This is a genomic window from Janthinobacterium sp. BJB301 (assembly GCF_002735685.1).
Classification (GTDB): Bacteria; Pseudomonadota; Gammaproteobacteria; order Burkholderiales; family Burkholderiaceae_D; genus Janthinobacterium; species Janthinobacterium lividum.
This window is the reverse complement of sequence record NZ_PDZJ01000001.1, coordinates 773,699-795,845: the sequence shown is the minus strand read 5'-3', so window position 1 is coordinate 795,845 and position 22,147 is coordinate 773,699. Positions and strand designations below refer to the sequence as shown.

The 22,147-nt window shown below is 63.4% G+C and carries 18 protein-coding genes; 9 read left to right on the top strand and 9 right to left on the bottom strand.

All coding sequences use genetic code 11. The features are described from left to right. The first annotated feature begins 340 nt into the window (after positions 1-340). From CSQ91_RS03595 to CSQ91_RS03565, 7 genes are all read left to right on the top strand, one after another. Positions 341-1,606, top strand: coding sequence for an ABC transporter substrate-binding protein (locus CSQ91_RS03595; RefSeq protein WP_099387402.1), 1,266 nt, complete (start codon positions 341-343; stop codon positions 1,604-1,606). A gap of 111 nt (positions 1,607-1,717) precedes the next feature. After that, positions 1,718-2,632 carry a carbohydrate ABC transporter permease gene (locus CSQ91_RS03590; RefSeq protein WP_034778197.1) on the top strand — a complete coding sequence of 305 codons (915 nt, stop codon included), beginning with the start codon at positions 1,718-1,720 and terminating at the stop codon, positions 2,630-2,632. An 8-nt stretch (positions 2,633-2,640) separates the two neighbouring features. Further along, positions 2,641-3,480, top strand: a complete 840-nt coding sequence (locus CSQ91_RS03585; protein ID WP_034777925.1) for a carbohydrate ABC transporter permease — start codon at positions 2,641-2,643, stop codon at positions 3,478-3,480. Positions 3,481-3,490: 10 nt separating this feature from the next. Beyond that, positions 3,491-4,624, top strand: a complete 1,134-nt coding sequence (locus CSQ91_RS03580; protein ID WP_099387401.1) for an ABC transporter ATP-binding protein — start codon at positions 3,491-3,493, stop codon at positions 4,622-4,624. Between the two features lie 90 nt (positions 4,625-4,714). Further along, positions 4,715-5,950: a maltoporin gene (locus CSQ91_RS03575; RefSeq protein ID WP_099387400.1), complete on the top strand. Its 1,236-nt coding sequence runs from the start codon at positions 4,715-4,717 to the stop codon at positions 5,948-5,950. Positions 5,951-6,062: 112 nt separating this feature from the next. Then, a complete protein-coding gene (locus CSQ91_RS03570; RefSeq protein WP_218963712.1) occupies positions 6,063-7,094 on the top strand; it encodes a ParB/Srx family N-terminal domain-containing protein in 1,032 nt (343 codons plus the stop codon). A 77-nt stretch (positions 7,095-7,171) separates the two neighbouring features. Next, complete coding sequence (locus CSQ91_RS03565) at positions 7,172-8,839, top strand: ParB-like protein (RefSeq protein WP_180278334.1); 1,668 nt, start codon at positions 7,172-7,174, stop codon at positions 8,837-8,839. Between the two features lie 70 nt (positions 8,840-8,909). On the opposite strand, the gene CSQ91_RS03560 is transcribed toward CSQ91_RS03565, so the two are convergent. From CSQ91_RS03560 to CSQ91_RS03540, 5 genes are all read right to left on the bottom strand, one after another. After that, positions 8,910-10,019, bottom strand: coding sequence for an ABC transporter ATP-binding protein (locus CSQ91_RS03560; RefSeq protein WP_070253664.1), 1,110 nt, complete (start codon positions 10,017-10,019; stop codon positions 8,910-8,912). A 9-nt stretch (positions 10,020-10,028) separates the two neighbouring features. Further along, positions 10,029-10,898, bottom strand: a complete 870-nt coding sequence (locus tag CSQ91_RS03555) for a carbohydrate ABC transporter permease (RefSeq protein ID WP_034777933.1) — start codon at positions 10,896-10,898, stop codon at positions 10,029-10,031. Then, on the bottom strand, positions 10,895-11,779 hold the full coding sequence (locus CSQ91_RS03550) for a carbohydrate ABC transporter permease (RefSeq protein WP_034777935.1): 885 nt from the start codon (positions 11,777-11,779) through the stop codon (positions 10,895-10,897). The genes CSQ91_RS03555 and CSQ91_RS03550 overlap by 4 nt, the downstream gene beginning before the upstream one ends. Before the next feature lie 115 nt (positions 11,780-11,894). Continuing rightward, positions 11,895-13,148 carry an ABC transporter substrate-binding protein gene (locus CSQ91_RS03545; protein ID WP_034777937.1) on the bottom strand — a complete coding sequence of 418 codons (1,254 nt, stop codon included), beginning with the start codon at positions 13,146-13,148 and terminating at the stop codon, positions 11,895-11,897. 244 nt (positions 13,149-13,392) lie between these two features. Next, on the bottom strand, positions 13,393-14,691 hold the full coding sequence (locus CSQ91_RS03540; protein WP_052140684.1) for a maltoporin: 1,299 nt from the start codon (positions 14,689-14,691) through the stop codon (positions 13,393-13,395). A gap of 346 nt (positions 14,692-15,037) precedes the next feature. Here CSQ91_RS03540 and CSQ91_RS03535 point away from each other — a divergent pair, with 346 nt between their 5' ends. Together CSQ91_RS03535 and CSQ91_RS03530 are read left to right on the top strand one after the other, a co-directional pair. Then, a complete protein-coding gene (locus CSQ91_RS03535) occupies positions 15,038-16,951 on the top strand; it encodes a glucokinase (protein WP_080753773.1) in 1,914 nt (637 codons plus the stop codon). Then, on the top strand, positions 16,935-18,014 hold the full coding sequence (locus CSQ91_RS03530; RefSeq protein ID WP_099387398.1) for a LacI family DNA-binding transcriptional regulator: 1,080 nt from the start codon (positions 16,935-16,937) through the stop codon (positions 18,012-18,014). The genes CSQ91_RS03535 and CSQ91_RS03530 overlap by 17 nt, the downstream gene beginning before the upstream one ends. Before the next feature lie 29 nt (positions 18,015-18,043). Here the strand turns inward: CSQ91_RS03530 and CSQ91_RS03525 are convergent, their stop codons facing one another. The 4 genes from CSQ91_RS03525 to CSQ91_RS03510 all read right to left on the bottom strand — a co-directional run bounded on the left by CSQ91_RS03525 (position 18,044) and on the right by CSQ91_RS03510 (position 22,096). Continuing rightward, positions 18,044-18,976 (bottom strand): carbohydrate kinase family protein, encoded by a 933-nt coding sequence (locus CSQ91_RS03525; RefSeq protein WP_070253666.1) that lies wholly within the window; start codon positions 18,974-18,976, stop codon positions 18,044-18,046. Next, entirely contained in the window at positions 18,973-20,187 is a 1,215-nt protein-coding gene (locus tag CSQ91_RS03520; protein ID WP_099387397.1) for an AGE family epimerase/isomerase, read from the bottom strand. The genes CSQ91_RS03525 and CSQ91_RS03520 overlap by 4 nt, the downstream gene beginning before the upstream one ends. Positions 20,188-20,255: 68 nt before the next feature. Further along, positions 20,256-21,257, bottom strand: coding sequence for a tetratricopeptide repeat protein (locus CSQ91_RS03515; RefSeq protein WP_180278333.1), 1,002 nt, complete (start codon positions 21,255-21,257; stop codon positions 20,256-20,258). After that, on the bottom strand, positions 21,254-22,096 hold the full coding sequence (locus CSQ91_RS03510) for a tetratricopeptide repeat protein (protein WP_099387395.1): 843 nt from the start codon (positions 22,094-22,096) through the stop codon (positions 21,254-21,256). The genes CSQ91_RS03515 and CSQ91_RS03510 overlap by 4 nt, the downstream gene beginning before the upstream one ends. Positions 22,097-22,147 lie beyond the last annotated feature (51 nt).

The window sequence follows — 22,147 nt, the reverse complement described above, 5'->3', positions numbered from 1 at the left end:
CTTGTCGCGACAAACTATAGCCCAACTACAAAACAGCATGTTGGTAATTTAGTACCTTGATTTGTAAAGAAATGTGAGCTTTTGTTGCCCTATCTTGCGCGGGGGATAAACCGGGCCAGCCACCCGACGCCCCGCGCGGCGCGCCACGGCAGCGGATGACGGTAAGGAAAGGTAAGCAAGCGCACCTGCGCATTTGAAAATTATCCTTTTGAATCAACAGGATAAGCAAAATACATCGGCCCAATGCCGGGCGCTGGCGTCACATTTTCTCCGATGCTACTGTCCGCCAACTGCAGCGTAACCGGCAGTAAAACAAGACCAACATCAACAAGGAGACGACATGCAACTGCATGCAAAAGGCGGCGTGGCCGCGCGCAACACATTGCTGGCCCTGCTGCTGGCCAGCGGCACGGCACAGGCTGGCACGCTCACCATCGAAAGCTGGCGCGTGGATGACAAGACCCTGTGGGAAACGGTACTCATTCCCGCCTTCCAGAAAAAGCACCCTGGCATCGAGATCAAATTCTCGCCCACGGCCCCCACCGAATACGATTCCACCCTGAACGCGCGCCTGAGCGGCGGCACGGCAGGCGACTTGCTGGCCTGCCGCCCGTTCGACGTCTCGCTGGCCCTGTACAAGCGGGGCCAGCTGGAAAAGCTCGACGGCAAGGCCGGCATGGATAACTTCCCCGCCTCGGCCAAGGTGGCGTGGCAGACGGACGATGGCAAGGATACCTTCTGCATGCCGATCGCCTCCGTCATGCATGGTTTCCTGTACAACAAAAAAATCTTCCGCGAACTGAAACTGCAGCCACCCACCACGGAAGAGGAATTCTTCAAGGTACTGGAAACGGTCAAGAAAAGCGGCAAATATGCGCCCTTGGCGCTGGGCACGGCCGACCAGTGGGAAGCGAACCAGGTGGTCTTCACCAGCATCGGCGCCAATTACTGGAAGGGTGAAGAAGGCCGCAAGGCGCTGATCGCCGGCAAGGCCAAATTTACCGACCCGCAATTCGTCGCCGCCTGGGAATACGAGGCCCGCCTGGGCAGCTACCTGTCCAAGGGGGCCAGCGCGCAAACCTATGGCGACAGCCAGAACCAGTTTGCGCTGGGCAAGGCCGCCATCTACCCGTCCGGCTCCTGGGACATCGCCTACTTCAAGCAAGACCCGGAACTGGAACTGGGCGCCTTCAACCCGCCCGTGCGCAAGGCCGGCGACAAGTGCTATATCTCGGACCACACGGACATCGGCATGAGCGTCAACAAAAAGTCGAAGAACAAGGAAGACGCCTACAAATTCCTCGCCTGGCTCGGTTCGCAGGAATTCGCCGACATCTACACCAACAAGGTGACGGGCTTCTTCTCGCTGTCGAACCATTTGATCTCCATCAAGGACCCGCTGGCCAAGCAGATGAACGGCTGGCGCGCCAGCTGCGCCTCGACCATCCGCCTGAACGCGCAAATCCTCAACCGTGGCGAACCGAGCATGGAAAACGAGCTGTGGAACGTCAACGCCCAGGTCTTGAACGGCAAGCTGGCGCCGAAGGATGCGGCGCGCCAGATCCAGTCCGGCTTTGCCAAGTGGTACAAGCCGCAGCAGCAATAAATCCCTCCCTCCTCCCCGCGCCACCGGCCTGAACAAAGCGATGCGGCAGCCGGTGGCACGGTTTTGCCGGCGGCCCCGCCGCCGGTGCTTTTCTTCGTCTGGAGTTTCGCCGTGAAAAAAGCTTTCCCATGGCACGTGCTCGTGTTCCTGGCACCGGCGCTGGTCATTTACTCGCTGTTCAGCGCCCTGCCCCTGGCCGATACCCTGCGTCTCGGCCTGTACACGACCGATGAGAGCGGCCAGCACCATTTTGCCGGCCTGGCCAACTACGCCACCATCCTGTTCGACCCGCAATGGTCGCAAAGTTTCTGGAATGCGATGTGGAACAACTGCAAGTTCTTCCTCATTCACATGCTGCTGCAAAATCCCATCGGCCTGCTGCTGGCCACCCTCTTCAGCCTCAAGGGGTTGAAGGGCGAGCGCAGCTACCGCACCCTGATCTTCCTGCCGACCCTGCTGTCCGTCGTCATCATCGGCTTCATCTGGCAGCTGATCTTGTCGCCGCTGTGGGGCGTGGGCCAGTCGCTGATGGATGGCGTCGGCATCGGCAGTTACTTCGCGCCGTGGCTGGGCCAGGAATCGACGGCCCTGCTGACCATCGCCCTCATTTCGGTTTGGCAATATATCGGCATTCCCATGATGCTGATCTATGCGGCCCTGCTGGCCGTGCCCGAGGAAATCATCGAGGCGGCCCACGCGGAAGGGGCCAGCGCCATGCGCATCTTCTGGCAAATCAAGCTGCCGCTGATCTGGCCCACCCTGGGACTGGTGACCATCCTCACCTTTGTCGCCAATTTCAACGCCTTCGACCTCGTGTATTCCGTGAAAGGCGCGCTGGCGGGACCGAACTACGCCACCGACATCCTCGGCACCTTCTTTTACCGCACCTTCTTCGGCTACCAGGCCCAGCTGGGCAGCCCCACCATGGGCGCCGCCGTGGCCACCATGATGTTCCTCGTGATCCTCGTGGGCGTGAGCGTGTATTTCTTTTTCGTGCAGCGCAAGCTGACACGCTACGAACTGTAAGGGCCGCCATGCGCAACGTTTCCACCCGCCCCCTGGGCCGCGCCGCCGTGCATGCGATCCTGGCCGGCTACACCATCATCGCCCTGTTCCCCATCGTCTTGATCCTGATCAACTCGGTCAAGACGCGGGCCGCCATCTTCGACAATCCGCTGGCCCTGCCCACGCCGTCCACCTTTTCGCTCGTGGGCTTTCACAAGGTGCTGGCCAATTCCGACTTCCTGCTGTACTTCGGCAACAGCCTGTTCGTCACTCTGCTGTCGCTGCTGCTGATCGTGCTGTTCGGCGCCATGGCGGCCTGGGCCTTGTCGGAATACACGTTTACGGGCAACCGCCTGCTGACCCTGTACCTGGCGCTGGGCATCATGATCCCCATCCGCCTCGGCACGGTGTCCATCCTGGAACTGGTGGTGCGGCTCGACCTGATCAACACCCTGAGCGCGCTGGTGCTCGTGTACACGGCGCAGGGCCTGCCGCTGGCCGTGATGATTCTGTCCGAATTCGTGCGCCAGGTGCCGCGCGAACTGAAGGATGCGGCGCGCTGCGACGGGGTGGGCGAATTCGCCATCTTCTTCCAGGTGATCCTGCCCCTGATCCGCCCCGCCATCGCCACGGTGGCCGTGTTCACCATGATTCCCGCCTGGAACGACCTGTGGTTCCCGCTGATCCTGGCGCCATCGGACCGCACCAAGACCGTCACCCTGGGCGTGCAGCAATTCATCGGCCAATACGTGACGGACTGGAACTCCGTGCTGGCGGCGCTGTCGCTGGCCGTCATTCCCGTGCTCGTCATGTACGTCATTTTCTCTCGTCAACTGATCCGCGGCCTGACGTCCGGCGCGGTCAAATAATAGGTGCGCCATGGCCCATGTAAGCCTGCAACAACTGACCAAATCCTACGACGGCCGCCACAATGTGCTGGCCGGCATCGACCTCGACATCCGCGACGGTGAATTCGTCGTGCTGGTAGGCCCTTCCGGCTGCGGCAAATCGACCTTGCTGCGCATGCTGTGCGGCCTGGAAAGCATTTCGCAGGGCACCTTGTCCATCGGCGGCAAGGTTGTCAACGACTTGCCGCCGGCCGAACGGGGCATCGCCATGGTCTTCCAGAGCTATGCCCTGTATCCGCACATGAGCGTGTACCGCAACATGGCGTTCGGCCTGAAGATCGCCGGCGCCAGCAAGGAAGCCATCGCCCAGCGCGTGCGCCACGCGGCCGCCATCCTGAAGATCGACCACCTGCTGGAACGGCTGCCGCGCGAACTGTCGGGCGGCCAGCGCCAGCGCGTGGCCATCGGCCGCGCCATCGTGCGCGAACCGCAGCTGTTCCTGTTCGACGAGCCGCTGTCCAACCTCGACGCGGCCCTGCGCGTGCAGACGCGGCTGGAAATTGCCAAGCTGCATCGCCAGTTGAACGCCACCATCGTATATGTGACGCACGACCAGGTCGAGGCGATGACCCTGGGCGACAAGATCGTCGTCATGCATGGCGGCCATATCCAGCAGGCCGGCACGCCGCTCGAGCTGTACCAGCAGCCGGCCAACCGCTTCGTGGCCGGCTTCATCGGCGCGCCGATGATGAATTTCTTCGAGGGCAAGGTCATCGCCGCGCAGGACGATGGCGTGCGCGTGGCGCTGGCCAGCGGCCAGGAAATCACGGCCCTCGTCGATCCGGCCGGCTTGCTGCCGGGCGATGCCGTCACGGTCGGCCTGCGCGCCGAACATATCCTGGAAAACGGCGATGGCAGCGCCCAGTTCCAGGGCGTCGTCAGCCTGGTGGAACACCTGGGCGAAGCCAACTTCATCTACCTGGCACTGGACAACGGCCAGGAACTGGTGATACGCGGCGACGGCAACAACCGCGTGCCGCTGGGCCAGCCATTCATGGTCTCGGCCGCCAGCAGCGCCTTCCATCTGTTCGACGCGCAAGGCGTGGCGCGAACCCGGCGCGAACCCGGCAACCTGATTTCATCGAAACAGATTTTGGCCGCCTGAGCTTTCCGCCCAGGCAGTCCCCCGATTGGATCGGCAGCGATCCGGTACGACGTGCCCAAGCACGCATTTTGATAACGACAAGGAGATTCCATGCAACACCCGATCAAGACCTCGCTGGCCCTGGCCTGCACTATGCTGCTGGCCTGCGGCGCCGCCCACGCCAGCGATGCCGAAGGCGAATACCACGGCTACTTCCGCGCCGGCCTCGGCTCGAGCTCGGACAGCCGCGGCCCGCAAAGCTGCTACGGCCTGGGCGGCAACACCATGCGCTACCGGCTCGGCAACGAATGCGACACCTATGGCGAGTTCGAATACCAGAAGGAAATGGCCAAGTCGCCCAATGGCGTCAGCTTCGTCGGCCATATCATGGTGGCCGCCTACACGCCCAGCTCCGCCGTCAGCGATTCGGAACTGAGCATGTCGAAGATGTACGTGGAAGCGAAAAACATCGCCATGCTCAACGGCGGCACGGCCTGGATCGGCAAGCGCTACTACATGCGTCCCGACATCCACATGCTGGACTTGCAATACATCAATATGAACGGCACGGGCGGCGGCATCGACCAGTACAAGCTGGGACCGGGCCGCATCAGCTATGGCTTCTTCAAGGATAACGACAAGCCCGGCAACTCCGCCATCCGGCAAAATCTCGTCTACCAGGGCATCCCCATCAACCAGGATGGCACGCTGGAAGTGCTGACCACCCTCATCACGCCCGACAAGAAGGACAGCACCTCGCACAGCGGCTGGCAGGCCACCGTGCTGCACAAGCAGGATAAAGTGTGGGGCGGCGCCAACACCTTCGGCATCCAGTACGGCGTGGGGCCGGGCACGGGCGCCGGCGGCCAGTGCTGCGACCGCATGGGCACGACGGGTTCGATCCGCAACGGCAGCGACGTCACGCGCCTGCGCATCTTCAATTCACTGTGGATACAGCCGACGCCGGAATGGAGCGCGGAAATGATCGCCATCGTGCAGCGCGACAAGTCCGACGCCACGGGCGGCAGTTCGACCTGGACCACCCTGGGCGTGCGCCCCGTGTATGCCGTCAACGACAACTTCAAGCTGCAATTCGAGCTGGGCACGGACCGCGTGACCTCGCCCACGGGCGGCGCCGCGCAGCGCCTGACCAAGCTGACCTTTGCACCCACCCTGACAGCGGGCAAAGGTTACTGGTCGCGGCCCGAGCTGCGCACCTTTGTCACCTACGGCAAATGGAACGACGCCGCCACGGCCGCCGTCAACAAGGCCAATGAATCGGGCCCCGTGTACGGCAACGCCACCAGCGGCACCTCGTTCGGCCTGCAGGTGGAGACGTGGTTCTAAGCGCTGGTTTTAATTAGCCCTCTTGATATGGCGCAGTGCATGCGCCTGTCGGACTGCGCGAAATCGCGTGCCGCGCTATGCTGCACGCCATACCGCTCACTTCGGAGGTCGCATGCACACCGCATTTCCCCGGGTCGCCGCCGCGCTGGCCCTGTCTTTCGCCAGCATGGCCTGGGCCCGCGATGCCGCCGTCGCGCCGGCACCCGTCCTGAGCGCGCGCCAGCAGGCGCTGATGGCCACCGTCGTGGGCAGCGCCGCCCAGCCGCGCATCCTGCAGGTAAGCCTCGATGAACTGCATCCGACCCAGCCGGCCATCGGCTACGACCAGGTGTACTACAAGCTGGGACGCTATGCGGCCGAGGAAAAACACATCGCCGACATCGCCAAGCCAAAGAAATTCGCCGACCTGTGCGAGGCCAATGGCCAGGGCGACGTCTTGCCCGGCACGGCCAATGTGGCAGGCGCCACCCTGGCCGCGCCACCGGCCGGCTACCGCTGCAAGGCGGCCGTGGGCAGCCGTCCCGACGACATGAAGACTGTCGTCATCGGCCCGCGCGGCACCGTGTACCTGACCGATGGCCACCACACGTTTTCCACTTTCCTGGATGCCGATGGCGGGCGCAATCATCGATTGAAGGTCTGGGTCAAGGTCAGCGACAATTTCAGCGCGCTGGGCGAAGCGGCCTTCTGGACGCGCATGCGCGAAGAGAACAAGGTGTGGCTGAAAAACGGCCGCAACCAGGCCATCACGCCGCAACAGTTGCCGTCCGCCATCGGCCTGAAGGCCCTGGGCGACGATCCGTACCGCTCGCTCGTCTACTTTACGCGCGGGATCGGCTACGAGCCGCCCGACAAGGCCACGGAATTCCTCGAATTCTACTGGGCCGACTGGCTGCGCCGCAAACCGGCGCTCAAGCTGGAACGTGCCGATCTGCTTGATCCCGCCGCGTATGCCAGCGCCATCCTGCTGGCCGCGCAGGCGATGGTGGCGCTGCAACCGGCGGAGATCGTCAGCGGCGGCAAGCGCGCGGCGGACCTTGGCGCGCTGCGCGAAATCGACCACGCAGCATTCGACGAACTGACCGAAGACAAGAGCAAGCTGGGCTACGCCATCGGCTACCGCAAGTCGCTGCCGCGCCAGTAACCTCCCGGCGTGTCATCATCCTGACATCTGCGCCCGCTAGCATGTCGGCACTTTTCAGGCCGACATCACGGGACACCATGTACAAGCACAATATCCGTCGCAGCACCCGCAGCACTTTATCCATTGCCATCGCCTTCGCGCTGGGCGCCAGCCTGGCCGCCTGTGGCGGCAACGACTACCGCGACACCAGCACGGCGCCCGTCGCCCCGGTCGAGCCCGTCGCCCCCGCACGCATCCTGAACGTGGTAGCGGCCACCGGCAAGGCCGTGGCGAATGCCTCCCTCACCGTGCTAGACGCCGGCAAGAATGCCGTCGGCAGCGGCACCACGGACGCGAACGGCAAAGCGGTCATCACCCTGGCCGCCACGGCGAAGGCGCCCTTCCTCGTCTCCGTCACGCCGGCAGGCGGCACCACCCTGTACGCGCTGTCGCTGAAAGAAAGCGCCGTCAACCTGACGCCGCTCACCTCCGTCATCGCCATGCAGCTGCTGGGCAGCATCCCGTCGAGCGCATCCCCCGCCAGCCTGGCCGCCATCGATGCGGCACGCCTGCAAACGGCGCAGACGCAGCTGGGCACGGCCCTGGCGGCGCCCCTGCAAACCCTGGGCATGGCGGCCAGCTATGATTTCGTCAATGGCCCCCTGACGCCGAACAGCAAGGACCCTGCCGACGTCCTGCTCGACAACCTGCAGGTAAAACAGAACGGCACGGATATCGATATCGTCAATGCCAGTGGCAGCATCGTCGCGCAGATCATCGACGGCGGCGCGCCGCTCGCCACCGGCAAGAGCGTGCTGGAAACGCCGCCCGTGCTCAGCGCGCGCCAGCAAGTCCTGGCAGCCACGGCTGCCGGCACCGATGCGGCGCCCGTCTTCCTGCAGGTGTCGCTCGACGAACTGCACCCCACGCAACCGGCCATCGGCTACGACCAGGTGTACTACAAGCTGGGCCGCTATGGCGCGGAAGACCTGGTCATGGCCAAGACCAACAAGCCGAAGAAATTCGCCGAACTGTGCGAAGCCAACGGCCAGGACGACGTGGTGAGCAAGACGGCCAACGTGGCCGGCGCCACCCTGACCAATCCACCGGCGACGTTCCAGTGCAAGGCTGCCGTGGGCACCAAGCCGGGCGATATGAAGACCGTCGTCATCGGCCCGAACGGCACCCTGTACCTGACGGACGGCCACCATACGTTTTCCGCCTTCCGCGACGCCGACAATGGCCAGAACCTGCAGCTGAAAGTGTGGGTCAAGGTGACGGACAATTTCAGCAAGCTCAATGAATACGATTTCTGGGCGCAGATGAAAAAGGTCAACAAGGTCTGGCTGAAGGACGGCGGCAACAAGGCGATCGCCACCAGCCAGCTGCCCGCGTCCATCGGCTTGAAGTCGCTGGGCAACGACCCGTACCGCTCGCTCGTCTATTTCACGCGCGACGCCGGCTACGTGGTGCCGTCGACAGCCACGGAATTTCTCGAATTCTACTGGGCCGACTGGCTGCGCACACAGGCCGGCATCGACCTGGCCAAGACGGATACGCGCGACGCCGCCAGCTACATGGCCACCATCAAGAGCGCATCGACGGCGATGGCCGGCCTGAAGGCGAACGATATCGTCAGCCGCGGCGTGACGGCGCAAACCCTGGGCTGGACGGGCGTCTTCAGCCAGGCGGCGCTGGACGACCTGGTCACGCCAACGGGCAAATTGACCTACTCCATCGCCTACAAAAAATCGCTGGCAAAGTAAGCGCACCGGCGTAAACAACAACGGCCCGCCTGTCAGCTGACAGGCGGGCCGTTTTCATGGGTAACGACGCTTAGGCGATGCGCTCGCCGTTGGCCGGATCGAACAGGGCCGCTTTCGACAGGTTGAACGACAGCTGCATGGTCTGCCCAGGCAGCACGGCTTCGCGCGGGTGCGTGCGGCAAGTCACGGCAGCGCCGTTCAGGCGCGTCGTCAGCAAGGTATCCGGGCCGGTCGGCTCGACCAGGTCGATCAGACAACCGAGTTCCTGGCCCACGTCGCCGTGCGCGCTGCTCATGTCCGTGATCTGCTCCGGGCGCACGCCCAGGATCACGTCGCGGCCCGCATAGCTGCGCAGCTTGTCGGCCGCGAACGGCAAGGCCAGGCGCATGCTCTTGCCCGCGTTCTCGATGGCGACAAACACCTCGTTGCCTTCGATGACAGGCTTGACGGTGATGAAGTTCATCGATGGCGAACCGATGAAGCCGGCCACGAACAGGTTGGCCGGGTTGTCGTAGATTTCCTGCGGCGTGCCCAGTTGCTGCACCACCCCATCCTTCATGACGGCGATCAGGTCGCCCATGGTCATCGCCTCGATCTGGTCATGCGTGACGTAGACGATGGTGGCCTTCAGGCGCTGGTGCAGCAGCTTGATCTCGGCGCGCATTTCCACGCGCAGCTTGGCGTCCAGGTTCGACAGTGGTTCGTCGAACAGGAACAGCGACGGCTTGCGCGAAATGGCGCGGCCCATGGCAACCCTCTGGCGCTGGCCGCCCGACAGCTGCGCCGGACGACGGTCGAGCAAATGCGTGATCTGCAGGGTTTCGGCGACGCGGGCGACGATTTCTTCCTGCTCCGCCTTCGGCACTTTTTTCACGTTCAAGCCAAACGCGATGTTTTCGCGCACCGTCATCGACGGGTACAGCGCGTAGGACTGGAACACCATGGCGATGTCGCGGTCCTTCGGCGGCAGGTCGTTGACGACCTTGCCGTCGATGAGGATTTCGCCCGACGTGACGCTTTCCAGGCCGGCCACCATGTTGAGCAGGGTCGACTTGCCGGAGCCGGAGCCGCCGACGAGGATCAGGAACTGGCCATCCTTGATTTCGATGTCGATGCCCTTGAGGACTTCGACGCCATTCGTGTACACCTTGCGGATGCTGCGTATCGATAAACTGGACATATTCTTTCCTTAACCTTTGACTGCGCCTGCGGTCAGACCGCGCACAAAATAACGGCCTGCGACCAGATAGACCAGCAGGGTCGGCAGCGCGGCAATCACCGCGGCCGCCATGTTGACGTTGTATTCCTTCACGCCCGTGGACGTGTTGACCAGGTTGTTCAAGCCCACCGTGATCGGCTGCGAATCGCCGCTGGCGAAGACGATGCCGAACAGGAAGTCGTTCCAGATCTGCGTGAATTGCCAGATGATGCAGACGACGAAAATCGGACCCGAAATCGGCAGCACGATCTTGCGGAAGATCAGGAAGAAGCCGGCGCCGTCGATGCGCGCCGCCTTGATCAATTCTTCCGGCACGCCGATATAGTAGTTACGGAAGAACAGGGTCGTGAACGCCGTGCCATACACCACGTGGACGAAGACCAGGCCCGTGGTGGTATTGGCCAGGCCGAATTCGCCCAGCAGGCGCGCCATCGGCAGGATCACCACCTGGAACGGAATGAAGCAGCCCACCAGCAAGGCGGCAAACAGGATTTCCGAACCGCGGAAGCGCCAGTGTGCGAACACATAGCCGTTGAAGGCGCCCAGGAAGGTCGAGATCAGCACGGCGGGAATCACCATCTTGATCGAGTTCCAGAAGAACGGCTGCATGCCGTCACAGGTGACGCCCGTGCAGGCCGAGGACCAGGCCTTGGACCAGGAATCGAACTGCCACACGTGCGGCAAGGCCAGCAGGTTGCCGCTGCGGATCTCGTCGAGCGACTTGAACGACGTCGACAGGGTCACGTACAGGGGCACGATGTAGTACACCGCAAACAGAATCAGCAGCAGGTATACCACCACCCGTCCGAGGGTGAGGCGATTATTGCGGGTAGGTGTCATCTCATCGCCTTTGCGCTGCGCGTTTCCAGGTACATCAGCGGCACGAGCACGGCCACGATGGTGGCCAGCATCATCATTGCCGATGCCGAGCCCAGGCCCAGCTGGCCGCGGGTGAAGGAAAACTGGTACATGAAGATGGCCGGCACGGACGACGAATTGCCAGGTCCGCCAGCCGTCAATGCGATGACCAGGTCGAAGCTCTTGATCGCGATATGCGCGAGGATCAGCAGCACGCTGAAGAACACGGGACGCATGGCGGGAATCACGATGCGCCAGTAGATCGTCGGCAGGGACGCGCCATCGACTTGCGCCGCCTTGATGATTTCATCATCGATGCCGCGCAGGCCGGCCAGGAACAGGGCCATGACGAAGCCCGACGACTGCCACACGCCGGCGATCACCACCGTGTAGATGGCCATGTCGGAGTTCACCAGCCAGTCGAAGGTAAACGAGGTCCAGCCCCAGTCGTGCATGACCTTTTCCAGGCCCAGGCTAGGATTGAGCATCCATTTCCAGGCCGTGCCGGTGACGATGAAGGACAGCGCCATCGGATACAGGTAGATGGCGCGCAGCGCGCCTTCGGCGCGGATTTTCTGGTCCAGCAGGATGGCCAGGAACAGGCCGATGGCGATGCTGCAACCGATGAACAGGACACCAAAGATGCCGAGGTTCTTGAGCGAGGTCCACCAGCGCTCATTATCGAACAGCTCGTAGTATTGCACCAGGCCGGCGAACTCGTAGTTCGGCATCAGCCGCGATTCGGTCAGCGACAGCCAACCGGTCAAAAAGATAAAACCATAGACGAATACCAAGCTGGCGATGAGCGTGGGGCCCAACACCATCTGCGGTATCCATCGGTCGAATTGCTTGCGTATGGACATAGGACAGCCGTAGAAGTAGAACTGCGTGTGGCGCCGGCCTGGTCGAGCGCCAGGGCGGACGCCTGCGATGCATGCGATGCAGCGGGCGCCGGCGGGAGTGCCGGCGCCGTCGTGATTACTTCACTTTTGCCGCTTTGGCCAATGCTGCAACCGCGTCTTTCGAGCTCATGTTGGTGTTCATGAACTTGGCGATGACGTCGGTCACGGCGCCTTGCGTGGCCGATGGCAGCGCCATGCCGTGGGCGAACGATGGCACCAGGCCGCCGGTCTTGTTGGTGGCGTCCATGTCTTCCATCGATTTCAGGGCGCAAGCGTCAAACTTGTCCTTGGAAACGCCGGAACGCACAGGGATGGAACCCTTGTTCAGGTTGAAGATCGACTGGAACTTCGGATTCATGATGGCGTTGGCCAGGGCGATCTGCCCCTTCTTCGCATTCGCATCCTTTTGCGTGAACATGGCAAACGAATCGATATTGAAGGTGTAGGCCTTGTCCGTGCCAGGAGCTGCCACGCACAGGTAATCCTTGCCCGGCACCTTGCCTGCGGCCGTGAACTCGCCCTTGGCCCAGTCGCCCATGAACTGGAAGCCGGCCTTGTTGTTGATGACCATGGCGGTGGCCAGGTTCCAGTCGCGGCCTGCCGCATCCTTGTCGATGTAGGTTTTCACCTTGCCCAGGGTGTCGAACACCTTGAGCATGGTCGGGCCGGTCAATTCCTTCTGGTCCAGCTTGAGGATGGCCTTTTTGTAGAACTCCGTGCCGCCCACGCCCAGCGCGACGGATTCAAACACGGTGGCGTCCTGCCAAGGCTGGCCGCCGTGGGCGATCGCGATGCCGCCCGATTTCTTGATTTTCTCGGCCGCGTCGAAGAACGCATCCCAGGTGGTCGGGGTGGTGGCCACGCCGGCTTTTTTCAGCACTTCCGGATTGACCCACATCCAGTTGACGCGGTGGACGTTGACGGGAGCGGCGACGTAGTGGCCCTTGTATTTCATGATGTCGGCGACGACTTTCGGCAGCACGGCATCCCATTTGCCTGGAATGGCGGCATCATCGATATTCGCCAGCACGCCTTCCGCGCCCCATTCCTGGATCGATGGGCCCTTGAGCTGGGCGGCCGTTGGCGGGTTGCCGGAAATGACGCGGGTTTTCAGCGCGGTCGCGGCGTTTTCGCCAGCGCCACCGGCCACGGCGAAGTCTTTCCAGCCAAAGCCGCTTTCTTTCACGATTTGCTGCAACTGGCCCACGGACTTCGCTTCGCCGCCGGAGGTCCAGTAGTGCAACACTTCCACGTCGGTCGCAAAGGCGCTGCCAGCGAATGCCAGGGTGGTCAATGCGGCCAGTTGGGTAATCTTGAATTTCAGTTTCATCTCCACATTCCTTTTTTGATCAAGCTTTTAGGGGGCTTCGGCATACGGGGGCCGAAAAAGGTGAAATCTGCGCCTGTACCGGCGCTCTTGTACTCAGACCCGCTTGCAAACGGGCATCATCTTGGTGTAAAGACGGCGCCGTGATCCATGAAACGACTACATTGCATTTATATCACGGGACGGCGCCAAAAACGCATCCGCGAAGGATGCGCCAGGTTGATTTAGACTTACGACGCCTGCTAACTTAGAACCAGGTTTCTACCTGGAAACCATAGGACGTGCCGCTGGTATTGTTGTTATAGATCGGGCCGCCGTTGTTCGACGCGTTGACCGAGGCGGTGGCCGCATCGTTCCATTTGCCGTACGTCACGAAAGCGCGCAGTTCAGGACGCGACCACAGGCCAGGACCGGCCGAGATCGTCGGTGCGATGGTCAGCTTGGTCAGGCGCTTGGCTGGCTGGCCGCCCGATTGCGTCACGCGGTCCGTGCCCAGTTCGCCCACCAGCTTGAAGTTGTTGGTGAATGCGTACACAGGACGCACGCCGACCGAGGTCCAGGTCGAGGAACCGGCGGCGGTCGATTCGTCTTTTTGCCACAGGGCGACGAATTCCATGCCGAAGTTTTCCATCGGCTGGATCGCCATGTCATTGAAGACGCGCGTGCGCTTGCGGTCAGAACCGTAGGAAGTGCTGCCCGAGGCGCCGAACTGTCCGTTGCCGTCACCGCCAACACCAGGGCCGACGCCGTACTGCACGCCGAAGGTATTGCCGCCGCCGAAGACTTTGCCTTGACGGTGGAATGCCGACAGTTGCCAGCCGTTATGTTTCGGGCCGTAGATGTCGTTGTCCTTGCCTTCGGCCGTGATGATGGTCGCGGCCAGGTCCAGGGTGCCATTTTCATTGACGGGAATTTCGCCGTAGATGAAGTTCTGGCGCACGGCGGAACGGGTGCCGGTAATGGCGCCAGTGTTCTTGTCGCGGGCATTGATGTCGTTGTCCTTGAAGAAGGCATACGAGAATTTACCCGGGCCAACAGGAATGCGGTCCAGGCCGGCGCCCGTGCCGTTCATGTTGATGTATTGCAGATCCAGCATGTGGATGTCAGGACGGTAGTAGAAACGCTTGCCGACCCAGGCCGTGCCGCCGTTCAGGAAATCGAGTCCCTGCGCTTCGACATAGGCCTTGACGATGCCCAGTTTGTTGTCGCCGAAATCCGAGTTTGGCGCATAGGCGTTGACCCAGATGGTGGCCAGGTAGTTCACGCCGCCGGACTTGGCAACAGACTTGGTGTAGCCGAATTCCGTGTAGGCGTCGCACTCATTGCCCAGACGATATTTCATGGTATTGCCACCCAGGCCGAAGCAGCCTTGCGAACCGCCGTCGCCCGACGTATTGCTGCCGGCGCCAGCGCGCAGGTAGCCGTGGAAGCCTTCGGAGTCGGATGGGTACATAGGGTCGGCGGCAGCGGAACCGCTGGCGATGGCCAAGACGATGGCAGCTGGCAGTGTCTTCAACACGGCCTTCAACATGGTGCGATGCAGCATGGTAAGTCTCCTCAGTAATTTATTTTTTATCTAGTCATTCGTGGCCGAATGTACTGGCCAGAATTCTTTCCAGCAGGGACATAGTAACTATACTACGAACAAATATCAACATATTATGTTGTAATCCTACGACTACTCTGCGACACTTTATTTGCGCAGGGATTTGCCGGTTGACCGCCCTGATTTTTCAGCTGGCGCCGCCCGTTTCCGGCGCTGCGTGCAAGCATTTGCGCGGGTGCCCCGCATTTTTCGGCACGCGGCACGTATACGAATTAAAATCCTTGGTTTTTGCCATAACGACAGTGCGCCGCCATGACAGCGCACGCAAACGAGACTAGGCACCGCCATGAAAATTGATGAAAAAATGGAAGTAGCAGGCAGCGATCCGGCGGAGCGATTCAGTGAAGGGCCGCGCCTGCTGGCCGACATCGGCGGCACCAATGCCCGCTTCGTGCTCGAGACGCGCCAGGGCCACCTGGAAGCGGTCGCCGTGCTGCCCTGCGACGACTACGCTTCGCTGCTCGACGCCATCACCGCGTATATGGATAGCAGCGAGGCGCGCGCCGCCGGTTCGGCCCGCGTGCGCCATGCGGCCATCGCCATCGCCAATCCCATCGACGACGACACTATCCGCATGATGAACCATCACTGGTTCTTCTCGATCGAGGCCATGCGCGCCACGCTGGGCCTCGACACCCTGCTGGTGGTGAATGACTTCACGGCCCTGGCCATGGCCCTGCCCTATCTGCGGCCCGACCAGCGCCTGCAGATCGGCGGCGGCATGGCGCGCGCCGACAGCGTCATCGGCCTGCTCGGTTCGGGCACGGGCCTGGGCGTGTCGGGCATGATCCCCGCGGAAGACCGCTGGATCGCGCTGGGCAGCGAAGGGGGCCACGTCAGCTTCGCGCCCTGCGACCAGCGCGAGATGGACGTGCTGTCCTTCGCCTGGCGCGAACTGTCGCACGTCTCGGCCGAACGCCTCGCCTCCGGGCGCGGCCTGGAACTGATCTACCGCGCCCTGTCCGAACGCGCCGGCAAGCCCGACGCGCTGCCGCTGCTGGCAGCCGAAATCACCAGCCGCGCCCTGAACAATGAATGCGAAGTGTGCCTCGAAGCGGTGGACTGTTTCTGCGCCATCCTCGGCTCCATCGCCGGCAACGTGGCCATGACCCTGGGCGCACTGGGCGGCATCTATATAGGCGGGGGCATCGTGCCGCGCCTGGGTCCCCTGTTCGAGCAGTCGCAGTTCCGCGCCCGCTTCGAGCAAAAGGGCCGCCTGAACGACTACCTGGCGCAGATCCCCACCTTTCTGATCACGGCCGAATTGCCGACGTTCCTCGGTATCGCCGCCATCCTGGCGCAAAAGCTCAAGCGCGCCCATTCCGGCGCGCCCGTGCTCGAATCCGTGCGCCAGGCGCGCGGGCGCATGAGCCCCTCGGAATGCAAGGTGGCCGACTGGGTGCTGAAGGAGCCGAACGCCATGCTGACCCTGCCGATCGCGGAAATCGCCCAGAGGGTCGGCGTGAGCCAGCCTACCGTGATGCGCTTTTGCCGCTCGATCGGCGTGCAGGGCCTGGCCGACTTCAAATTGAAGCTGGCGTCCGGCCTGACGGGCGGCGCCATCACGGTAGCCCACTGCCACGTGGAGATTTCGGACTCCGACGCCGAACTGGCGCGCAAGGTGTTGGGCAATAACGCCTCGGCCGCGCTGGCCCTGCGCGACATGCTCGACGTGAAGGCGCTGACGGCTGCCATCGAACTGCTGCGCGGCGCGCAGCGCGTGGAGCTGCTGGCCGTGGGCAGCGCCCGCGTTGTGGCCGACGACATGCAGCACAAGCTGCTCAACCTGGGCATCGTCAGCAGCTTCTTTGCCGATCCGCAGGCGCAGGAAATGAGCGCCGCCATGCTGAAACCGGGCGACGTGGCGCTGGTCATTTCCCGTTCGGGCGCCCTGCCCGACCTGCTGCGCACCGTCAAGGTGGCGCAGGGCTGCGGCGCGCGCGTGCTGGCGATCACGGCCAGCGGTTCGCCGCTGGCCAAGCTGGCCGACGTGCTGCTGACCTTGAACCACCCGGAAGGCAATCTCAATTTCGTGCCCATGATCGTGCGCCTGCTGCAGCTGATGATGCTCGATATCCTGTCCGTGGGACTGGCGCGGCGCGACACGGCGCAGCGCACCAGCGCCGCCGAACTGGAAGAAGGCCAATTGCACGGCATGCGCATCAGCGGCAAGCTGAAGTTCGGTGGCCACCTCGAATAAGGCGGCGCACGCCGCCCCCGATACCGCCAGCGGCGCCACCGTGCATGACGTGGCGCGCGTGGCCGGCGTATCGGCCATGACGGTATCGCGCGTGATCAATGGACGCAGCAGCGTCAGCGCGGCCACGCGCGACAAGGTCGAGGCGGCGATCGCCAGCCTGCGCTATCAGCCCAACCTGGCGGCCAGGGCGGCCCGCACGGGCACCCTGCGCATCGGCCTGTTGTACAGCAATCCGAGCGCGGCCTTCCTCAGCGAATTTTTAGTTGGCGCCATGGATCAATGCCGCCAGGGCGGCGGCCAGTTGCTGCTCGAACGCTGCGAAGACCTGGACAGCCAGCGCGCCGGCATCGATTGCCTGGTGGCGGCCGGCGTGGACGGCATCCTCGTGCCGCCGCCCCTGTGCGATTCGCCGGAAGTGCTGGCGCAGCTGAACCGGATGGGTATCCCGGCCATCGCCGTTGCCACGGCGCGCCCCTCGCCCGGCGTCTCGGCCGTGCGCATCGACGACTACGAAGGCGCCCTGGCCATGACGCGCCACCTGCTCGCGCTGGGCCACTGCGACATCGGCTTCATCGAAGGCGATCCGGCGCACACGCCCGCCCTGCTGCGCCGCCAGGCCTTCGAGGACGCCATGCGGGAAGCCGGCTTGCAGGTGCCGCCGCACAGGGTCGCGCAAGGCTATTTCACGTATCGCTCGGGACTCGACGCGGCGCGCCGGCTGCTGGCGCAGAAACCGCACCCGAGCGCCATCTTCGCCAGCAACGACGACATGGCCGCCGCCACCCTGGCCGTGGCGCACGGCATGGGCTTGCAGGTGCCAGCGGAATTGAGCGTGTGCGGCTTCGACGATACGCCTGTCGCCAGCACCGTCTGGCCGGAGCTGACCACCATCCACCAACCCATCGCCGACATGGCGCGCGCCGCCGTCAATCTCGTCATCGACGAAATCCGCCAGCGCCGCGCGGGAGAACCGGCCACCGCCACGCATCATTTGATGGCGTTTACCTTGATGGAGCGGGCGTCGACGGGACCCGTTACGCGGGATCAGACCCGCCGGGTCTGACCCCGGCATTTACCGCCGGACTGGTACTGCTAGCGCAGCACCGTGCGCGCCGCCAGCGATTCCACCAGTTCCACGGACGGCGGCGAGCCACCGGCCGCCAGGCAGGCGCCCGCGCCCGCCGCGACGGCAAAGCGCAAGTGCTGGCCGCCGTTGGCATCGGGCCGGTACATCAGGCTGTACAGCAAGCCGCCGATGCTGGCGTCGCCCGCCCCCACCGAATCGACCACCTCGATGACGGGCGGTGCCGCCTGCCATGTCTGCTCGCCCTGGTACAGCGCCGCACCCTGCGCGCCGCGCGTATACAAATACGTGGCTTGCGGATTCCAGCTGCGCAGCATGGCAAACGCGCCATCGATATCGTCATGGCGGAACAGGCCCGCCAGGTCTTCATCGGACACCTTGATCACGTCGGCCAGCTGCGTCATGCGGCGCAGGGTGGCGTCATAGCGTTCATCCATCATGATGCGGAAGTTCGGGTCGTAGCTGATCTTCACGCCAGCCGCCTTGAGCTCCTGCGCCAGCGCCACCAGCTTGCCCGCCAGCGGTTCGCGCGCCAGGCTGATGCCGCCGAAATGCACCCATTGCGCCCCCTGCATCCAGCCGGCCGGCAAGAGCGACGCGTCGAAATGCAGGTCGGCGCTGTCGTCGCCGATGAAATAATACGTAGGCGGATGCAGTTCATGCACGATGGCCAGCAGCGGCGACTTCGCATGGCGCTGCAAAAAACGCATGTCCAGGCCCGCCACGTCGGTCGCCTGCGCCAGAGCGTCGCCGAAGACGTCGAGGCTGACGCCGCCCGCAAAGGCGCTGGGCACGCCCAGGCGCGCCATCACGCGCGCCACGTTCCAGGTCGAGCCGCCCACCTGGCTGTTCCAGGAGTCCGCGCCCGTGCGCAGCATGTCCGTCAGCGCTTCGCCGGCCGACACAAAAGCGGGGAAAGAGGGAAAAGCGGTGGCGCTCATGCGGCACCGCCGATCACGTTCAGCACTTCATAGCAGGCGCCCATGGTGTGGTAATCGGTCTTGCCAGCCGGGCTTTTCTCGTTGCTGATCTTGCCGTTCTCCGGCGTCAGAATGCGGTACCAGGCGCCGTGTTCATGGTCGACGAAATGCGTCCAGCTGTAGTCCCAGATCTTGTCATAACTTTGCCAGTAGGCCTCGTCCCCGGTGCGGGCGGCCAGCACGGCAGCGGCGGCGAAGCTTTCCGCCTGCACCCAGAAGTATTTGTCGCCATCGCAGATCTCGTCCTGCGGCCCGAAACCGTAGTGGATGCCGCCATGCGCGCCATCCCAGGCCTTGGCCAGGGCCATGTCATACAGCGCGCGCGCGCGCGGCAGCAGCCAGTCGGACGGACCGGCCATGAACCGGCTGTGGCGCTCCATGATCAGCAGCAGCTTGGCCCATTCCGTGAAGTGGCCAGGCTGGTAACCCCACGGACGGAAGATATTGCTCTTGTCGTGCAGGTTGTAGTCCCAGTCGATCGACCAGTCGGGCGTGTAGTGCTCCCAGATCATGCCGTTCGCCAGGCCCGCCTGGCGGACCGTGATGTTGTGCGCCAGGGTTTCGGCGCGGTGCAGATATCTCGCCTCGCCCGTCGCCTCGAACGCGGCCAGCATGGCTTCGCAGGCATGCATGTTGGCGTTCTGGCCCCGATAGCCGTCCAGGGTGGACCAGTCGGCGCTGGCCACGTCCGCATACAGGCCGTGTTCGGGCAGCCAGAAGCGCTGCTCCATCAATTCGAAGGTTTCGTCCAGATACGCGTGCGCTTCCGGCACACCCGCCTGCAAGGCGTGGGCATAGGCCAGCAGCACGAAGGCCAGGCCGTAGCAGTGGTTGGCGCCATCTTCGACCTGCTTGACGCCATCCTTCCACGACAGTTGCCAGGCATAGCCGCCCGTGGCCGGGTCGCGGTGCACGTCGCGCAAAAAGGCCACGCCGTGGCGCAGGGCCGCCTGGTAATCGTCGCCGCCGAAGTGGCGGTAAGCCATGGCGTAATTGAAGATGAAGCGCGTGCTGCTGACCAGGTGGCGCGTACTGGCGTCATACACCGTGCCGTCATCAAGGAAAAAGTGATAGAAGCCGCCGCTCGGGTCAAACGCGCGCGGGTGATAAAAATTCATCGTGTGCAGGATATGCTTTTCAAGCGTGGCCTTGGAGCGGAAATCGGGATTCATGGGTCTCTCATGATATTGTTATCGATAACAATGATGATAGCATGCCGTCCTGACTCCGTCATGCCCGCTCAGGGAGTCTTGGCCAGCCTGAGCTTTTCGCGCCACAGTGCCGCCTGCGCCGGGTCGGCCGCCTGTTCCAGCTCGCCCTTATCGTACACCTTGACCAGCCGTTCGATGGCTTCCGCGTCGCCCTGCTTCGCCGCCAGCAGGTACAGCGCGAAAGGCTTGGGCGCCGGCCCTTGCCGGGTGGGGCCGCCACGGCCCTGTTCCAGCAGCCGCGCAAAACCCGTCTGCCCCGGCGGACTCTTGGCGATGGCGGCCATTTCATACCAGCCCAGGGCCGCCTCGTCGCTCTGCGGCACGCCCTGCCCCACTTCATACGAGTACGCGACATTGTTCAAGCCGGGCGGGTCGAGCGCCTTGGCCGCCTTCATGTACCAGGTGAACGCTTCCTTGCGCTGCGCCTCGTCCTTGGCCGTCATCATCAGGCGGTAGCCGATTTCATTGTAGGCATAGATAAAGCCGTTTTCGGCATAGAACTTCAGCCAGTGCAGCGCATGCGCCTGTTCTGCCGGGCTGCTGTGGATATTTTCAAAGTGCATGGCCAGCGTGAAGTTGGCCAGCTCCACGCCTTGCGCGGCGCCCTTGCGCGACCAGTATTCGCCCAGCTTGCGGTCGATGGCCATGCCCTGCCCCAGCGTGTAGGCCACGCCGAGGAAAGCCTGCGCCGGACCATAGCCGCCTTCGGCCGATTTCCGCATCCACGCCAGGCCGGCGTCATAGTCGCGCGGCGTGCCTTCGCCGCCGTGCAGCATCTGCGCCAGCTCCAGCTGGGCGGCCGTACCTCCCCCTTCCGCAGCCAGGCGCGCCTTCCCGAAGGCGGCCACCTTGTCCGGCGACAGGTCGGCGGGACGGTCGATCACGGCCCGCACCCTTGCGCGCATGTCGTCGAGGCCGGACATATCGAATTCGGCCAGCGCCGGATGCTGGTGCGGTTCCTTGGTGGACGCCGGCTGCGCCAGCACCGGCTGCACCAGGGCGAGGCTCAATACAAACAGCATGGTCTTCATTTCTTTTCCTTCCCGGCCAGCTTGCCGCGCCATTCGGCCGCGTCTTCGGCATTTGCAGCCTGTCCCAGTTCGCCTTTGACATACACCTCGATCATGCGCCGCATGGCGGGCACGTCGCCGCTCCACCCCGCCCGCTCGTACCAGACCAGGGCCCACTTGTCCGACTGCGCCACGCCGAGGCCCAGCTCGTGCGCGCGGGCCAAGTTGCGCATGCCTGCCGGCTCCTTTTCACGCGCCGATCTGGAATACCAGTGGAAAGCCTCGGCGCGATCCTGTTCATCGACGGCTGCGCGCATCAGATGCTCGCCCAGCGCATTGTAGGCGGGCACAAAGTGCTGCTCGTTCGCCGCCGCCTTCAGCCAGGTGATGGCCAGCGCCTGCTCCTCGGCGCTGCTGTCGCCATCGATGAATTCCAGCGCCAGGATGGTTTGCGCCTCTGCATTGCCCTGCGCCGCGCCCTTGCGCAGCCAGTATTCGCCCTGCACGCGGTCGATGGGCACCTTGCCGCCCAAGGTATAGGCCAATCCCAAAGCCGACTGTGCCGGTGCATAGCCGCCTTCGGCCGACTTGCGTATCCAGGCCATCGACTGCGCCGTATCTTGCGGCGTGCCGACGCCCAGCTGCAGCATGCGCGCCAGGTCCAGCTGCGCCTCCACGTCGCCCGCTTCGGCCGCGCGCCGGGCCTGCTCAAACTCGGCGATGCTTTCCGGGCTATGGCTAGCCGCATCAGCCCTCGCCTTGATGGCGATCAGCTGCAGGTCGAGCAAGATGGGCGAGGTCTGGGCCAGGAGCGGCAACGGCAGCAGGAAAGGAATCAGCAAGAGGAATTTCTTGGGCATGCGGCGGTGTCGGAAAGAAGAAAACACGCATGGTAGCCGATGCCATGCCAG

Excerpts from the sequence above, each read along its gene's own strand:
- CSQ91_RS03595 (WP_099387402.1), top strand. The coding sequence starts at position 341 with ATGCAACTGCATGCAAAAGGCGGCGTGGCCGCGCGCAACACATTGCTG.
- CSQ91_RS03585 (WP_034777925.1), top strand. The coding sequence starts at position 2,641 with ATGCGCAACGTTTCCACCCGCCCCCTGGGCCGCGCCGCCGTGCATGCG.
- CSQ91_RS03580 (WP_099387401.1), top strand. The coding sequence starts at position 3,491 with ATGGCCCATGTAAGCCTGCAACAACTGACCAAATCCTACGACGGCCGC.
- CSQ91_RS03575 (WP_099387400.1), top strand. The coding sequence starts at position 4,715 with ATGCAACACCCGATCAAGACCTCGCTGGCCCTGGCCTGCACTATGCTG.
- CSQ91_RS03570 (WP_218963712.1), top strand. The coding sequence starts at position 6,063 with ATGCACACCGCATTTCCCCGGGTCGCCGCCGCGCTGGCCCTGTCTTTC.
- CSQ91_RS03565 (WP_180278334.1), top strand. The coding sequence starts at position 7,172 with ATGTACAAGCACAATATCCGTCGCAGCACCCGCAGCACTTTATCCATT.
- CSQ91_RS03560 (WP_070253664.1), bottom strand. The coding sequence starts at position 10,019 with ATGTCCAGTTTATCGATACGCAGCATCCGCAAGGTGTACACGAATGGC.
- CSQ91_RS03555 (WP_034777933.1), bottom strand. The coding sequence starts at position 10,898 with ATGACACCTACCCGCAATAATCGCCTCACCCTCGGACGGGTGGTGGTA.
- CSQ91_RS03550 (WP_034777935.1), bottom strand. The coding sequence starts at position 11,779 with ATGTCCATACGCAAGCAATTCGACCGATGGATACCGCAGATGGTGTTG.
- CSQ91_RS03545 (WP_034777937.1), bottom strand. The coding sequence starts at position 13,148 with ATGAAACTGAAATTCAAGATTACCCAACTGGCCGCATTGACCACCCTG.
- CSQ91_RS03540 (WP_052140684.1), bottom strand. The coding sequence starts at position 14,691 with ATGCTGCATCGCACCATGTTGAAGGCCGTGTTGAAGACACTGCCAGCT.
- CSQ91_RS03535 (WP_080753773.1), top strand. The coding sequence starts at position 15,038 with ATGAAAATTGATGAAAAAATGGAAGTAGCAGGCAGCGATCCGGCGGAG.
- CSQ91_RS03525 (WP_070253666.1), bottom strand. The coding sequence starts at position 18,976 with ATGAGCGCCACCGCTTTTCCCTCTTTCCCCGCTTTTGTGTCGGCCGGC.
- CSQ91_RS03520 (WP_099387397.1), bottom strand. The coding sequence starts at position 20,187 with ATGAATCCCGATTTCCGCTCCAAGGCCACGCTTGAAAAGCATATCCTG.
- CSQ91_RS03515 (WP_180278333.1), bottom strand. The coding sequence starts at position 21,257 with ATGAAGACCATGCTGTTTGTATTGAGCCTCGCCCTGGTGCAGCCGGTG.
- CSQ91_RS03510 (WP_099387395.1), bottom strand. The coding sequence starts at position 22,096 with ATGCCCAAGAAATTCCTCTTGCTGATTCCTTTCCTGCTGCCGTTGCCG.